This window comes from Exiguobacterium sp. SL-10, assembly GCF_004337025.1.
In the GTDB taxonomy this organism is placed as follows: domain Bacteria; phylum Bacillota; class Bacilli; order Exiguobacteriales; family Exiguobacteriaceae; genus Exiguobacterium.
On sequence record NZ_SJUP01000002.1, the window covers coordinates 75,768 to 88,686 of the forward strand.

General features: G+C 50.7%; 13 protein-coding genes. 6 read left to right on the forward strand and 7 right to left on the reverse strand.

Annotated features, from left to right (window positions below; all coding sequences use genetic code 11):
- Window positions 1–70 precede the first annotated feature (70 nt).
- Window positions 71–472, forward strand: coding sequence for a hypothetical protein (locus EVJ33_RS03325; protein ID WP_131434440.1), 402 nt, complete (start codon window positions 71–73; stop codon window positions 470–472).
- A gap of 35 nt (window positions 473–507) precedes the next feature.
- Here the strand turns inward: EVJ33_RS03325 and ahpF are convergent, their stop codons facing one another.
- The 4 genes from ahpF to htpG form a co-directional block, all read right to left on the reverse strand.
- The gene (gene ahpF / locus EVJ33_RS03330; protein ID WP_131434442.1) at window positions 508–2,031 is read right to left on the reverse strand and encodes an alkyl hydroperoxide reductase subunit F; all 1,524 of its coding nucleotides are present in this window, start codon (window positions 2,029–2,031) and stop codon (window positions 508–510) included.
- A 12-nt stretch (window positions 2,032–2,043) separates the two neighbouring features.
- On the reverse strand, window positions 2,044–2,607 hold the full coding sequence (ahpC, locus tag EVJ33_RS03335; RefSeq protein ID WP_034803599.1) for an alkyl hydroperoxide reductase subunit C: 564 nt from the start codon (window positions 2,605–2,607) through the stop codon (window positions 2,044–2,046).
- 332 nt (window positions 2,608–2,939) lie between these two features.
- A complete protein-coding gene (locus tag EVJ33_RS03340) occupies window positions 2,940–3,737 on the reverse strand; it encodes an SRA domain-containing endonuclease (protein WP_161566887.1) in 798 nt (265 codons plus the stop codon).
- A 95-nt stretch (window positions 3,738–3,832) separates the two neighbouring features.
- A complete protein-coding gene (gene htpG, locus EVJ33_RS03345) occupies window positions 3,833–5,701 on the reverse strand; it encodes a molecular chaperone HtpG (RefSeq protein WP_131434446.1) in 1,869 nt (622 codons plus the stop codon).
- Window positions 5,702–5,979: 278 nt separating this feature from the next.
- Here htpG and gloA2 point away from each other — a divergent pair, with 278 nt between their 5' ends.
- Window positions 5,980–6,360, forward strand: coding sequence for an SMU1112c/YaeR family gloxylase I-like metalloprotein (gloA2, locus tag EVJ33_RS03350; protein ID WP_131434448.1), 381 nt, complete (start codon window positions 5,980–5,982; stop codon window positions 6,358–6,360).
- 26 nt (window positions 6,361–6,386) lie between these two features.
- Here the strand turns inward: gloA2 and EVJ33_RS03355 are convergent, their stop codons facing one another.
- Window positions 6,387–7,013 carry a TetR/AcrR family transcriptional regulator gene (locus EVJ33_RS03355; protein ID WP_131434450.1) on the reverse strand — a complete coding sequence of 209 codons (627 nt, stop codon included), beginning with the start codon at window positions 7,011–7,013 and terminating at the stop codon, window positions 6,387–6,389.
- A gap of 122 nt (window positions 7,014–7,135) precedes the next feature.
- Between EVJ33_RS03355 and EVJ33_RS03360 the strand changes: the two genes are divergently transcribed.
- Both EVJ33_RS03360 and EVJ33_RS03365 read left to right on the forward strand, forming a co-directional pair.
- Window positions 7,136–7,885, forward strand: coding sequence for an SDR family NAD(P)-dependent oxidoreductase (locus EVJ33_RS03360; RefSeq protein WP_131434452.1), 750 nt, complete (start codon window positions 7,136–7,138; stop codon window positions 7,883–7,885).
- Window positions 7,886–8,105: 220 nt separating this feature from the next.
- Window positions 8,106–10,727, forward strand: coding sequence for a S8 family peptidase (locus EVJ33_RS03365; protein ID WP_131434454.1), 2,622 nt, complete (start codon window positions 8,106–8,108; stop codon window positions 10,725–10,727).
- Window positions 10,728–10,775: 48 nt separating this feature from the next.
- Here the strand turns inward: EVJ33_RS03365 and EVJ33_RS03370 are convergent, their stop codons facing one another.
- Window positions 10,776–11,102, reverse strand: a complete 327-nt coding sequence (locus tag EVJ33_RS03370) for a hypothetical protein (protein WP_131434456.1) — start codon at window positions 11,100–11,102, stop codon at window positions 10,776–10,778.
- Window positions 11,103–11,215: 113 nt separating this feature from the next.
- On the opposite strand from EVJ33_RS03370, the gene EVJ33_RS03375 reads away from it, so the two are divergent.
- Window positions 11,216–11,635, forward strand: coding sequence for a hypothetical protein (locus EVJ33_RS03375; RefSeq protein ID WP_131434458.1), 420 nt, complete (start codon window positions 11,216–11,218; stop codon window positions 11,633–11,635).
- 34 nt (window positions 11,636–11,669) lie between these two features.
- Window positions 11,670–12,104, forward strand: coding sequence for a hypothetical protein (locus EVJ33_RS03380; RefSeq protein WP_131434460.1), 435 nt, complete (start codon window positions 11,670–11,672; stop codon window positions 12,102–12,104).
- Between the two features lie 30 nt (window positions 12,105–12,134).
- Here EVJ33_RS03380 and rluF read toward each other — a convergent pair whose 3' ends face one another.
- Window positions 12,135–12,845, reverse strand: coding sequence for a 23S rRNA pseudouridine(2604) synthase RluF (gene rluF / locus EVJ33_RS03385; RefSeq protein WP_131434462.1), 711 nt, complete (start codon window positions 12,843–12,845; stop codon window positions 12,135–12,137).
- Between the last annotated feature and the right edge of the window lie 74 nt (window positions 12,846–12,919).

Genomic DNA, 12,919 nt, shown 5'->3' on the forward strand with positions numbered 1-12,919 from the left:
CGGTTGGTTTGGATTAAAATGAAGTTGCCTATTTTCCTGTTTTTGGGATAATTGAAGTGAGGTGATAGGGATGAAGTGGTGGTGGATGAGTGGGTTGATTGTGGCGATTGCTTTGTTTTATGTGAATGACAGGTGGTACGGACAGGCAGCGACGTTTTGGGTGCCGATTAGTTGGATGGTTTCAATATTGATCTTAGTGAGAATCACGTATCCGAAACGCAAATGGTGGTCTGGTTTTGTTGCGATATTTTTAGTCGGTGCGTCGATTGTCCTTTCAATTCCGACTTACTCAGTCGCTGCAGCGGAACAAGAACTATTTACAACGTATGGGAACGTTACTTATACGGAAAGTGTACGCACAAGCGGAGATGATTGGAATCCGTTTATTCCAAGTGTGGCTTATGTATTTAAAACTGAAACCGGTCAATCGATTTTGTTCATCCCGGACTCCGGAAAAACATTCGAAATCTAAAAAACGCGTCCTCGAAGCTGAGGACGCGTTCTCTATTAGTTGCGAATCATATAATCGAAAGCACCAAGTGCGGCAGTCGCACCAGAACCCATCGAGATGATGATCTGTTTGTAGGCGCTGTTCGTGCAGTCGCCTGCTGCGAACACGCCTGGAATATTTGTCGAGCCGTGACGGTCGACGACGATCTCACCGAAGTTGTTGCGTTCGACCGAGTCGAGCCAGTCCGTGTTCGGGACGAGGCCGATTTGGACGAAGACGCCTTCGAGTTCGACGTGATGTGTTTCGTTCGTCTCACGCGACAAGTACGAGATGCCGTTCACTTTGTCCGTACCCGTGATTTCTGTCGTCTGAGCGTTCGTGACGACGGTCACGTTCGGGAGGCTGTGGAGACGGTCTTGAAGCACTTGGTCGGCTTTGAGTTCAGAAGCGAACTCGAGCACCGTCACGTGTTTGACGATCCCAGCGAGGTCGATGGCTGCTTCAATCCCAGAGTTACCGCCACCGATGACCGCGACGCGCTTGCCTTCGAAGAGAGGGCCATCACAGTGCGGGCAGTAGGCGACACCTTTGTTTTTGAACTCGGCTTCCCCTGGTACGTTGACGTTGCGCCAGCGTGCACCTGTCGAGAGGATGACGCTCTTACTCTTCAAGACGGCACCGTTCTCAAGTTCGACTTCGACGAGGTCTTTCTTCTCGAGGCGCTTCGCGCGTTGGAGGTTCATGACGTCGATGCCGTACTCTTTCACGTGCTCTTCCAAGCTCGCAACGAGTTTCGGGCCTTCCGTGTAAGAGGTGCCGATGAAGTTCTCAATCCCCATCGTATCCATCACTTGACCACCGAAGCGTTCTGCGACGATGCCGGTCCGGATGCCTTTACGAGCCGCGTAAACTGCTGCGCTTGAACCGGCCGGGCCACCACCGATAACAAGGACGTCATACGGCTCTTTGTTTTCAAACGCTGAAGCGTCCGGGCCAGTACCGAGTTTCGCCAAAATCTCTTCAAGTGACATGCGTCCGTTGCCGAACGCCTCACCGTTCAAGAAGACGGTCGGGACAGCCATAATTTCTTTCGCTTCCACCTCTGCCTTGAACGCGCCACCGTCGATCATCGTGTGTGAGATGTTCGGGTTGAGAACGCTCATGACGTTGAGTGCTTGGACGACGTCCGGGCAGTTGTGGCAGCTGAGGCTGATATACGATTCGAAGTGGTACGTGCCTTGAATGTTTTGAATCTGTTTGATCGCATCCGCGTCCACTTTCGGCGCCCGGCCGCTCACTTGGAGCAACGCGAGGACGAGTGAGGTGAACTCATGACCGAGCGGAATCCCTGCGAAGACAATCCCTGTCTCTTCAGACGGACGGCTCACACTGAAGCTCGGTGTGCGTTCGAGCGTGACGTTCTCGACTGAGATGCGTGACGACATGCTTGCGAGTTCGTTCACGAGGTCGAGCATCTCTTTTGAGACCGCGTCGTCTCCAGCGCTGACACGGAGGACGACATCGCCCTCCATGAGCTGGAGATATTGATCCAACTGTTGCTTAATATCTGCTTCTAACATGTAATCCGCTCCTTACAACTTGCCGACGAGGTCGAGGCTCGGGCGAAGTGTTTCAGAACCTTCTTCCCATTTCGCCGGGCAAACTTCGCCTGGGTTGTTGCGGACGTATTGTGCCGCTTTGACTTTGTTGACGAGTGTGCTCGCGTCACGGCCGATGCCGCCTGCGTTGATTTCAACAGTTTGGATGACGCCGTCTGGGTCGATGATGAACGTACCGCGGTCAGCAAGGCCATCTTCTTCGTTCAAGACGTCGAAGTTACGTGAGATTGTGTGTGATGGGTCACCAATCATGATGTACTCGATTTTGCCGATTTTCTCTGATGTTTCGTGCCATGCTTTGTGCGTGAAGTGTGTGTCCGTCGATACAGAGTAGACTTCAACACCGAGATTTTTCAATGTAGCGTATTCGTTTTGAAGGTCTTCAAGTTCAGTCGGGCAGACGAATGTGAAGTCAGCTGGGTAGAAGCAAACGACGCTCCATTGACCTTTGAAGTCGTTGTCTGATACTTCGAGGAATTCACCTGTTTGGAATGCTTGTGCTTTGAAAGGTAAGATTTCTTTGCCGATTAATGACATGGGATATGTCCTCCTTGGTTTTTTACTCTAGTGGACTTTCGTCTCTACTAGAATAATTATAATGTAATACTAACTTCATATAACCCGCCAAAAATGTCAAGGCGTTTGCATGTCTGGTAAAATGTTGATATATCAACGTTAAATGGGTAAATCGCTTGATGAAAGGAAAGAAAACGATTACAAAACAAATGTGTTTTTGTTTTCAATAACCTATGCGAAAAAAATAAAACCTAATTCATCGGCATGGGTTTGATGAAAAAATGAATCTATGATTCTCGTCATAAATCACTAGATTATCAATTACAAATAAAGAAACCTCGATCTGAAGTAGATCAAGGTTGCTGACTTGTATTTATAATGTGTTGATTAAATTCTGCTCGGTCTTTTCCTTTATGAAGGCGAGCGTGGCAGTTTGGACAAACCGCTACAACTTGATCAGGTCGTGACAAACCGTCATCTGATTCTTTATAAAGTGAGTGGAGTTCGAGGTAGGGACCTTCTTCTGTTTCAAAAGGAGCCGGTTGCCCACAGGCTTCACAGCAATCATTGGCACGAGCTAGCACATAATAATGAAGTGCCGCTGTTTGTTCGCGAACTTGTAACTTTCGTGCCGACATACTTAAACCAGTAGCTCGTTTTGGATCACGAGAAGCGATTTCTTCTAAGTCTTCAATCGTTTTATAGCGCATCGTCGATGAGAATTGATGAGCTTCTTCCTGAATCACGTGTAATGGTTCAAAAGCAAAGACGATGACTTCGCGCTGGTTATGATGTTTATCGATTCCAAATTGAATATCGTAGCCAATTAAAATGAGTTGATCGACAAAGCGGTAGGTCCCTCGTCCGAGCGATTCGAATAAATAAACGTCTTCGCCATTCTCTATATGATTGAGGAGTGCTTTATTCCCAAACGAAAACGATTGATTTCCTTCCTGTCCCTCACCACTGTAATAGTAGAGACCGTCATCTTCGTTCCAACCATTTTTATATCCAAACTCTTCATCCATCCCACTATCGAACATAAAAATGAGTTTATGTTTATTTGGGGTACTAATTCCACGTTGACGGCTCCCACCGTAATGGTCATGGAGTTCAGAACGCTTGTATAATTTATTCTTTTCGAACAGCATACGACACCTCATTCCTAAGAATTTCATCTACATAAATTGTATCACGTCTCTCACTGAATAAATGAAAAAGACAGAGGTCGCCCTCTGTCTTTCCATTATTCAGCCATCAACGCACACACCGCATTCGAATAGGCGACTGGATCTTCAATCGGTAGCCCTTCGATAAGGAGCGCTTGCTGATAGAGCAAATCGGTATACTGTTTCGCTTTCGCTTCATCTTCCTTATAGGTGCGCTGTAACGTCTGGAAGATGGCGTGATCGGCGTTCACTTCAAGCACTTTCTCGGCTTTCATGCCGCCGCCATTCGGCATCGTGTTCAAAATCTTCTCCATCTCGATCGAGACGTCGCCGGCGACCGTCAAGCAAACCGGATGTGACTTGAGGCGTGTCGACGCGCGCACTTCTTTGACGCGGTCCCCGAGTTCATCCTTCATGAAGGCGAACAAGTCCTTGTTTTCCTCGTTGAGCGACTTGGCCGCCTCGTCATCAAGCCCGAGGTCACCGCTCGCGATCGACTTGAACTCTTTGTCGTCATACGACTGGAGCATCTTGATCGCGAACTCGTCGATTTCTTCAGTGAAGTAGAGAATCTCAAATCCTTCTTCTTTCAAGCGCTCCGCCTGTGGCAACAGGTCGATTCGATGAATCGATTCGCCCGTCGCGTAATAGATGTACTTCTGGTCGTCTTTCATGCGCTCGACGTACTCTTTGAGCGTGACGAGCTTGTTCTCGTTCGATGAGTGGAACAAGAGCAAGTCTTTCAACTCGTCCTTGGCGGCGCCGAATTGGTCGTAGACGCCGAACTTGATTTGACGGCCGAATGACTCGAAGAACTTCTCGTAATTCTCACGCTCGTTTTGGAGCATCTTCTCGAGCATGCCTTTGATTTTCGACTTCACGTTCTTCGCGATGACGCGAAGTTGGCGGTCTTGTTGCAACATTTCCCGGGAAATGTTGAGCGATAGGTCTTCCGAGTCGACCATTCCTTTGACGAAACCGAAATAGTCCGGAAGCAGGTCAGGCGACTTCTCCATGATCAAGACGCCGTTCGAATACAGCTCGAGTCCTTTCTCGAACTCTTTCGTGTAATAGTCAAACGGGACCGTTGATGGGATGTAGAGGATCGACTGATACCGGATCGTGCCGTCGACGTTCAAGTGGAGGTGCTTGAGCGGCTCGTCGAAGCCGTAGCGTTTCTCATGATAGAACGCCTTGTAGTCTTCGTCCGAGAGCTCGCTCTTCCGTTTGCGCCAAATCGGCACCATGCTGTTGATTGTCTCTTCTTCGATATAGTCCTCGTACTCTTCTGAATCGTCTTTTTGACGGTGCTTCGTCACATCGAGCTTGATCGGATAGCGGATGAAATCCGAGTGCTTCTTGATGAGCGAGCGAATCTCGTACTCCTCGAGGAATGATGAGTACGTCTCGTCGTCCGTATCGGCTTTCACGTGCAACGTGATCTCGGTCCCGATGTCGGTCTTGTCCGTCGGCTCGATTGTATAGCCGTCCGTGCCTTCTGATTCCCACAAGTAACCTTGTTCGCTGTCGACCGAGCGGGTACGGACCGTCACGCGGTCGGCGACCATGAACGCCGAGTAGAACCCGACACCGAACTGACCGATGAGGCTGTGATCTTCTTCCATCTTCGTCGCCTGCTTCATCGCGAGCGAGCCACTCTTGGCGATGATCCCAAGGTTCGATTCGAGCTCGTCGGCCGTCATCCCGATTCCGGTGTCGCGGATGGTGATCGTACGAGCGTCCTTGTCGAGCTCGACTTTGACGAAGTAATCATCTTTGTTGAAGTCAATTGCCTCGTCCGACAGGGCCCGGTAATACATCTTGTCGATGGCGTCACTCGCGTTCGAGATGAGCTCACGGAGGAAGATGTCCTTATGCGTATAGATTGAGTGGACCATCAACTCTAAAATTCGTTTCGATTCGGCTTGAAACTGTTTCTTTGTCATGATCGTTCTCCTTTTTTTTGTTCATTTTTGGCACTCTGGTTACAAGAGTGCTAACACTATTGATTATCCTAATTTTTAGGAAGATGTCAACCCGATTCAAACAAAAGATTGACGCGGGGTCCGGATTCGCCTATAGTTGAGTACATGCGATGAGCTGGTCTATGTAAGACGGCGGACATTCCTTCGGGAGCACGTTGTGGAGCGTGGTTCGACGCGGTAGACTTTTCGAGAGCACCTCTAGTGAGAGGTGCTCATTTTTTTGTATATGGGGGATTTTTATGGAATTACATACAATCCATCACGTGGCGATTATCGCCTCGAACTATGACCAGGCAAAGCGGTTCTACATCGACATCCTCGGTTTCGGTGTCATCCGCGAGCATCATCGTCCGGACAAGGGCGACCACAAGATCGACCTGCGGCTCGGTACGTATGAGCTCGAGCTGTTTATCAAACCGGATAGCCCGAAACGGCCGAGCTTCCCGGAGGCGTGCGGATTGCGTCATCTCGCCTTCAAAGTCGACGACATCGAGTCGGTCGTCGCCGAACTGAATACGCACGGTGTCACGACAGAACCGATCCGGGTTGATACGTTCACGGGCGAGAAGATGACGTTCTTCTTTGACCCGGACGGTCTGCCGCTCGAACTGCACGAATAAAGCCCCTTCACGCGAAGGGGCTTTCGTTATGGGCGCACATACGACAAGAGCATCTCTCGCAACACCCGTTGTTGGATCAATGGCTCGATATCGTCTTCTAAATAACTGATGTGGGACTTCAAAATGATATTGTTGCCGAACGTCCCGAACGCGTTGATGATGGTGACGACGGTCGTTTTCACGTCGATGTCGCCTCGAAGCGAGCCGTCCGTCTTCCCGGCTTCGATGAGCGGTTCGAGCGTCTCCATGATCTCGCGTTGTAACTCGATGTAATCGTCAATCCCTGGTAGGGGAGTTGGAACGAACGACGCGTAACTCTCGAACGCTTCACGGAAACGAGAATGGCTCGTCCGTTTCATTTGTTGGTCGAGCAAATAGTCTACGATCGCCTTGAGTCGCGAGTAGGCGTCTCCCGACTGACTCGTTAGCTCCTTGAATGCGTCGAGCGTCGGTGTCAAGTTGCGGACAGCCGCGGCGACGATCAATTGGTCTTTTTTCGGGAAATAGCGAAACAGTGTCGCGACACCGATTTCGGCGGCATCAGCGATGTCCTGCATTTGGACGCGCTCGAACCCGTCTTTCAGAAACAGGATTTCAGCTTGGCTGATAATGCGATTTAACCGTTCTTCTTTGTTTTGTTGACGTTTACTCATGTCATCACCTCTTTGTTCTCTTGTCATTATAACGCGTTGAAGCAGTTTCGTTGAGAATCGAATGTGCATCGACTATTATTATGATAGTTAGACTATCATGATATAAGATTGGAGCTGGAACAATGCGGTTAACGGGGAAAGTAGCGGTCATTACGGGGGCAGGAAGTGGTATGGGTGAGGAGACAGCCAAGCTGTTCGCACGCGAAGGGGCGACTGTTGTCGCGACCGACATTAATTTACAGGCCGTGACGAACGTCGTCGAAACGATTCGGTCAAGCGGGGGCGAGGCGCTCGCGCTTCAGCACGACGTCACCTCGCGTGGTGACTGGGAAAGAATTTACGATGAAGTCCAATCCGTGTGCGGCAAACTCGATGTGCTCGTCAACAATGCGGGCATCGCGCTCGCGAAGCCGTTCTTAGACCAGACGGAGGAAGACTGGGCCCGGACGTACCGGATCAACATCGATGGTGTCATGCTCGGTACGCAATATGCGATCCCGCTCATGGAACAAAATGGTGGGGGTTCAATCGTCAATATCTCGTCAATCTCGGCATTAACCGGTATGGCAGGTGCCGGTGCCTATACAGCCTCAAAAGGAGCCGTGCGTTCACTTACGAAGGCGGCGGCCGTCGACTATGGGAAACACAACATTCGCGTCAACTCGGTTCATCCGGGCTATATCGTGACGCCGATGAGCGCGCCACACATGGAGCATCCGGACTATAAACAGCATTTTTTGAATCAAATTGCCCTGCCACATCTCGGTCAGGCGGGGGAAGTGGCGGCAGCCGTCCTCTTCCTCGCATCGGACGAGGCGAATCACATCACGGGAATCGAACTCCCCGTCGATGGGGGCGTCACAGCAAAATAAACGTAAATGTACATCTAGGTCAGAGGACGATCCTCTGGCCTTTTTAAATTTTTTTTCAAAAAAAATAGATTAGAGATAGACAAAATACTCATTTCCTAAAATAATGAAATTAAGTGATTTTTTGTAGTTAATTGTTGGAACCTTCAAGCCATTATCACGTATACATGAATTGACGGATCCGTCGGTTGAAGCTTTGGACATATAGAAATGAGGAAAACAGATGAAAGCAACATGGAAACAAATTTTATCGATTGTCACGGTGCTTATGCTTGTCTTGGCCTTGATTCCACCCCACGTGAGTGCGGACGCCGGAGCGGGCATGCAAGAGGCGAAGACGCTCAGTCCGGGGATAGAGGTCACGTTTGAGACCGGGACGGACGCAACGAATACATATTGGTTCAAGATGGAACGGGGTACCCCGTCATCGATGACGCATATGGAAGTCCAGTTCGAGTCAACAAAGCTCGCGAACATCTCCGTCTATCCAAGTGCCGACATGGCAGCGAAAGATGAGACGTTCGAGCCGTATCGAGCGAGTGCGACGCAGGAAGAAGATGCGCAGACGGCGACGATTCGTCTTCCGTATGCGTGGGAAGGGCCGTACTATATCAAAGTCGAGTATCTGCCCATGACAGAAGAGGCAGAAGCCGCCGCGTCTGACATCAAGCTCGTCTACAACCCGGTCAAATTGCCGGTTAAATACGAGAACATCGAGACCGAGGCTGGCATGTGCGCGGTTGAGTCAATTTTGAATCCAACGCCGGAGCGCGACTCGATGTTAAAACTCATCCGTCGCATTCAGACGGATGTGTTATCACAGTCTGAGGCTGGGAACGATTTGGCTGCTTTGTACTATCGCACGTCACCATACTTGATCAAAGCGATCGTGAAAGATGGAGCCAAACGCCAACAAGCGTACAATGATTTGAAGACGTTACAGCCGCTTATGAACGCGCTCGTCGACCGTAAGGCGTACACGCTCACGAAAGCAGATGAGGCTGCCATCAAGAGCTTGCAGGCGTTCGTGATGACAAACGTCCCGAAAGCGTTGCAAACAGAAGTAAACAAGGTAGCAGCCACACTCGGCACCGATGCACTTGCCGATACGCCGCTTCAAGACGTGATGGGTAAGTTCGGGATGTCAATTGAAATCGATGACGCCCCGCGTTATATCGTCAAATATAAGTCGTCACCGAGCAAGTCCATCGGCAAGATCAACGCATTGTCGAACGTCTCGGCGGAGCAGGTAGACCTCGGCCGTCCGGGTGACCACTTCGCGGTCGTCGATGTCGAAGCGGCGAGCACGAAAACGCAGGCGACGGCCAAGTCGACGCTTGAGCGTGATGCGAACGTCGAATTCATTGAGCCGGTCCAAACGTATCAAGCGTTCATGGCCGACACAAGCTACGACTATCAATGGTCACTCAACCCGAAGTCAGTATTGCAGCCGTTCCAAGAGGCTGGAATCGGACTTGATGGATTCGAGTCGCTCAACTTACCGGCTCGATCGGTCAAAGTAGCTGTACTCGACACAGGTGTCGATTATCGCCTCCTTGACTTCAAAGGGCGTGTCGATATCGCCAATGAGAAAAACTTTGTCGACCCGAACGGGGAAGGGAGTGCCCTCGATGACCATGGACACGGGACACACGTGGCCGGTGTCATCGGTGCCATTCAAAACAACGGGACATCGATGCGCGGAATCATGCCGGCTGTCTCGATTCTTCCGGTCAAAGTGCTCGACGCGAGCGGTTCAGGTGATACAGAACAAATTGCGCTTGGGATTAAATATGCCGTCGATGCAGGTGCCAAAGTCATTAACATGAGTCTTGGCGGAAGTCAGAGTCGAACAATCGGTTATATGCTGAAGTACGCCTATGACCGCGGCGTCGTCGTCGTAGCAGCTACTGGAAACGAGGGAGATTCAAACCTCTCGTACCCTGCCTCATCGAAATATACGATTTCAGTCGGCGCAACCAACACGTTCGGTATCGTCTCGGATTACTCGAACTATGGCCGCGGTGTCGATGTCGTAGCGCCAGGAACGAAAGTCGCGAGTCTTATTCCGAACGGGAATGTCGTCTATATGGACGGGACGAGTATGGCGACCCCGCACGTCTCAGCTGTTGTGGGATTATTGTTGTCGACCCGCCCGACGCTCAAAGTGGAAGAAGTACGTCAGTTGCTCCATCGAACAGCGGAACCCCTTGCTTTCTCAGGGGGGGATGCGCCAGGCGGAATCAGTTATGAAGACGGACTGGACTACTTCATGGATGATCCTGAAGAAGAACTTCCGTTCAACTATGACTACATCAGTGGCTACGGTAAGGTCAACGTACATCACGCAGCGTCGATGCTAAGCCTCAATGCTAAGCCTAGTGTGGTTCGTGATAATTCGACAGTGTTTGCTGCTAGTGTGAAGAGTGGAACAAAAGTAACCGTCTATAAAGGTGAGAAACGTCTGGCGACAGGCACGTCGAAACAAGCTCGTGTCGCGTTGAAGATTGGGGCTCAAAAACAAGATACGGTGCTCCGTGTTGTGTATAGCAATGGGAAGTTCGTCTCGAGCGAGCGTCTTCTTGTTATGAAAGGTGCCCGTGCGAAACGCCCGACGGTCTCGACCCCTCGAGCGAATGCGAAGCAAGTGACAGGACGTGGGGACGCCGGGATGACGGTCATCGTCCGCGACGCGAAGCGCCGCGTCATCGGAAAAGGGACGACCGGACTTACAGGTACATTCGTCACGAAGACACGCACCCTCAAAAAAGGGGAGCGTCTCTCGGTACACATCGAGGATGCAAAAGGTCACGTGAGTCAAACGAAGTACGTCTTCGTCCGCTAAACCATCATAAACAAGGAGTCCGCCACGGCGAACTCCTTGTTTTGTCTTCTACTCGATGATACCGAGGAGCTCCATGACCAATAAAATGAAGAGTCCGGAGCCGAGCACGGCCGCGAAGAAGACGAGCACGGCATACTCTTTTTGTTTCAAGATGGCCCACCACCCGGTCACGAACGCTCCGAGCCCGAGGACGAAGAACGTGGTCATATAGCTGAGCCGAAGCATGTTCGCGGCGTTGTCGCTCCAAAGCGTCGAATGAAAGGTCGTATCGAAGTTATCGAGCAGGAGGAACGGCACGTACATGGCCAGGAACAAGCCGATGAGGATAATCGACCACTTGCCGATCGAGGTGCGAGGGAACAAGGCGCCATTCATGACGATTCACCTCTTTTCGTTTCAAAATCGTCTGTATAAGTCTATTCCCGTTTTGGTGAAAAGTTGACGGATTTCGTTGAAACGACATGATATAGTCGAAATGAGAGTGGGGGATGGCTATGGTCGAACAGTTCAAGATGAGACGCGTTTGGGAGGATGCGCGCGAGATGAATGTGGCATTGACGTTAAAAGCAAAATGGTGCGAGGTCACGGTGGACGAGTATGTCACCGCATCCGATATCGACGCGCTCGTCTCTATGTTATCCGCGTTCAATGCACGAAATGGGAAGTCGCCCAAGACGTGGACACTCGATGTTCCGCTCGTCCACGTCTCCTTGACGTTCGAACTTGCGTATGCGAGAGGGACCGTTCGGGTCAATGTCGATATTGAACAAATGAAAGGCGATGGCGGGGACATGAAGGCGACGTTCTCGTTCGAGACGACGATGGGTCAGATGGATGAGTTGCAGCGACAATTGTCGGCTTTCTTGGCACGCGAAACCGATCTCGTCGAATCGCTTCGTCCGGAGTAAGCAAAGCGCGTTACACGAGAGGCAGGTATAGAGAATGAAAACCCAATTCGAGATGGAACGAATTTGGATGGATGAGACCGAACTGTTTTATCAGATTAGGCTTTACCTCCATGCATCCGTCTGTTCGAGCACTCAAGATGTATATATGCAGGACGAGACACTGCAAGAACTGATTGACTCGATTGCTGGATTCAATAACACCTGGGGGAAGGAACCCGTGATTTGGCAGTTAGTGGACCCGGATGCGGATTACCAAAAAATCAACCTCACCTTCACGCGGATTGATCGGACAGGCACGATTCAAGTCGACGTCTTCATCCATGACGAGTGGCCACACGATCCGTTCGACCATTTCCATGCAGTCTTCAAGTTCAAGACAACGATGGGGCAACTCGATGATCTGAGCGCCCAGCTCAAACGTTTCATTCTTCGTGAGACCGACCACGTCGCATCACTCTATGAACGATGACAAACCCAGACAAAAGCGTCTGGGCTTGTTTTAATACCATTCTTTCGGTTCGTAGTTCAATTCGCGGAACAACTGCTCGCGCTCTTTCTTCGACAGATCGCGCCATTGTCCGGGCGGGAGCTTGCCGAGTGTGATGTTCATGACACGTACGCGTTGAAGCCGGTACACCTCGTAACCGAGCACTTCACACATGCGACGGATTTGGCGGTTGAGACCTTGCGTCAGCGTGATGTTGAAATCGAACTTCGACAGTTGGTGGACTTTACACGGCAACGTCTTCTGGCCGAGGATTTTGACGCCGGCTTCCATTTGTTCGACGAACTCCGGGGTAATCGGCTTATCGACCGAGACGATGTATTCTTTCTCGTGCTCACCCTCTGCGCGAAGGATTTCGTTGACGATATCGCCATCATTCGTCATCAAGATGAGCCCTTCCGAATCTTTATCGAGGCGACCAATATTGAAGATGCGGAGCGGGTGGTTGACGAGGTCGACCAAGTTGCCTTTAACTTTCTTCTCGGTCGTGCTCGTGATGCCGACCGGTTTATGGACGGCGATATAAACGTTGTTTCGGGCGACGCGGGCGGCCGAACCGTTGACGAGCACTTCGTCTCCTGGGTTCACTTGGTCGCCGATTTTCGCTTTCTTCCCGTTGATGGTGACCCGTCCCTCTTCGACGAGACGGTCGGCTTGGCGGCGGGACGCCTTGCCGGATTCACTGATGAATTTATTGATACGCATAGATCCACGTCCTTTTTTTGGCTTCGTCCTCTCACTATAACGTATTTTACATGTGCCTGAAAGCGGGAAACGAC

What these genes read in the sequence shown, in the direction of transcription:
- gloA2 (WP_131434448.1), top strand. Translation starts at nt 5,980, where the DNA reads ATGGAATTACATACAATCCATCACGTGGCGATTATCGCCTCGAACTAT.
- rluF (WP_131434462.1), bottom strand. Translation starts at nt 12,845, where the DNA reads ATGCGTATCAATAAATTCATCAGTGAATCCGGCAAGGCGTCCCGCCGC.
- EVJ33_RS03380 (WP_131434460.1), top strand. Translation starts at nt 11,670, where the DNA reads ATGAAAACCCAATTCGAGATGGAACGAATTTGGATGGATGAGACCGAA.
- EVJ33_RS03355 (WP_131434450.1), bottom strand. Translation starts at nt 7,013, where the DNA reads ATGAGTAAACGTCAACAAAACAAAGAAGAACGGTTAAATCGCATTATC.
- ahpC (WP_034803599.1), bottom strand. Translation starts at nt 2,607, where the DNA reads ATGTCATTAATCGGCAAAGAAATCTTACCTTTCAAAGCACAAGCATTC.
- EVJ33_RS03365 (WP_131434454.1), top strand. Translation starts at nt 8,106, where the DNA reads ATGAAAGCAACATGGAAACAAATTTTATCGATTGTCACGGTGCTTATG.
- EVJ33_RS03325 (WP_131434440.1), top strand. Translation starts at nt 71, where the DNA reads ATGAAGTGGTGGTGGATGAGTGGGTTGATTGTGGCGATTGCTTTGTTT.
- ahpF (WP_131434442.1), bottom strand. Translation starts at nt 2,031, where the DNA reads ATGTTAGAAGCAGATATTAAGCAACAGTTGGATCAATATCTCCAGCTC.
- htpG (WP_131434446.1), bottom strand. Translation starts at nt 5,701, where the DNA reads ATGACAAAGAAACAGTTTCAAGCCGAATCGAAACGAATTTTAGAGTTG.
- EVJ33_RS03375 (WP_131434458.1), top strand. Translation starts at nt 11,216, where the DNA reads ATGGCTATGGTCGAACAGTTCAAGATGAGACGCGTTTGGGAGGATGCG.
- EVJ33_RS03360 (WP_131434452.1), top strand. Translation starts at nt 7,136, where the DNA reads ATGCGGTTAACGGGGAAAGTAGCGGTCATTACGGGGGCAGGAAGTGGT.
- EVJ33_RS03370 (WP_131434456.1), bottom strand. Translation starts at nt 11,102, where the DNA reads ATGAATGGCGCCTTGTTCCCTCGCACCTCGATCGGCAAGTGGTCGATT.
- EVJ33_RS03340 (WP_161566887.1), bottom strand. Translation starts at nt 3,737, where the DNA reads ATGCTGTTCGAAAAGAATAAATTATACAAGCGTTCTGAACTCCATGAC.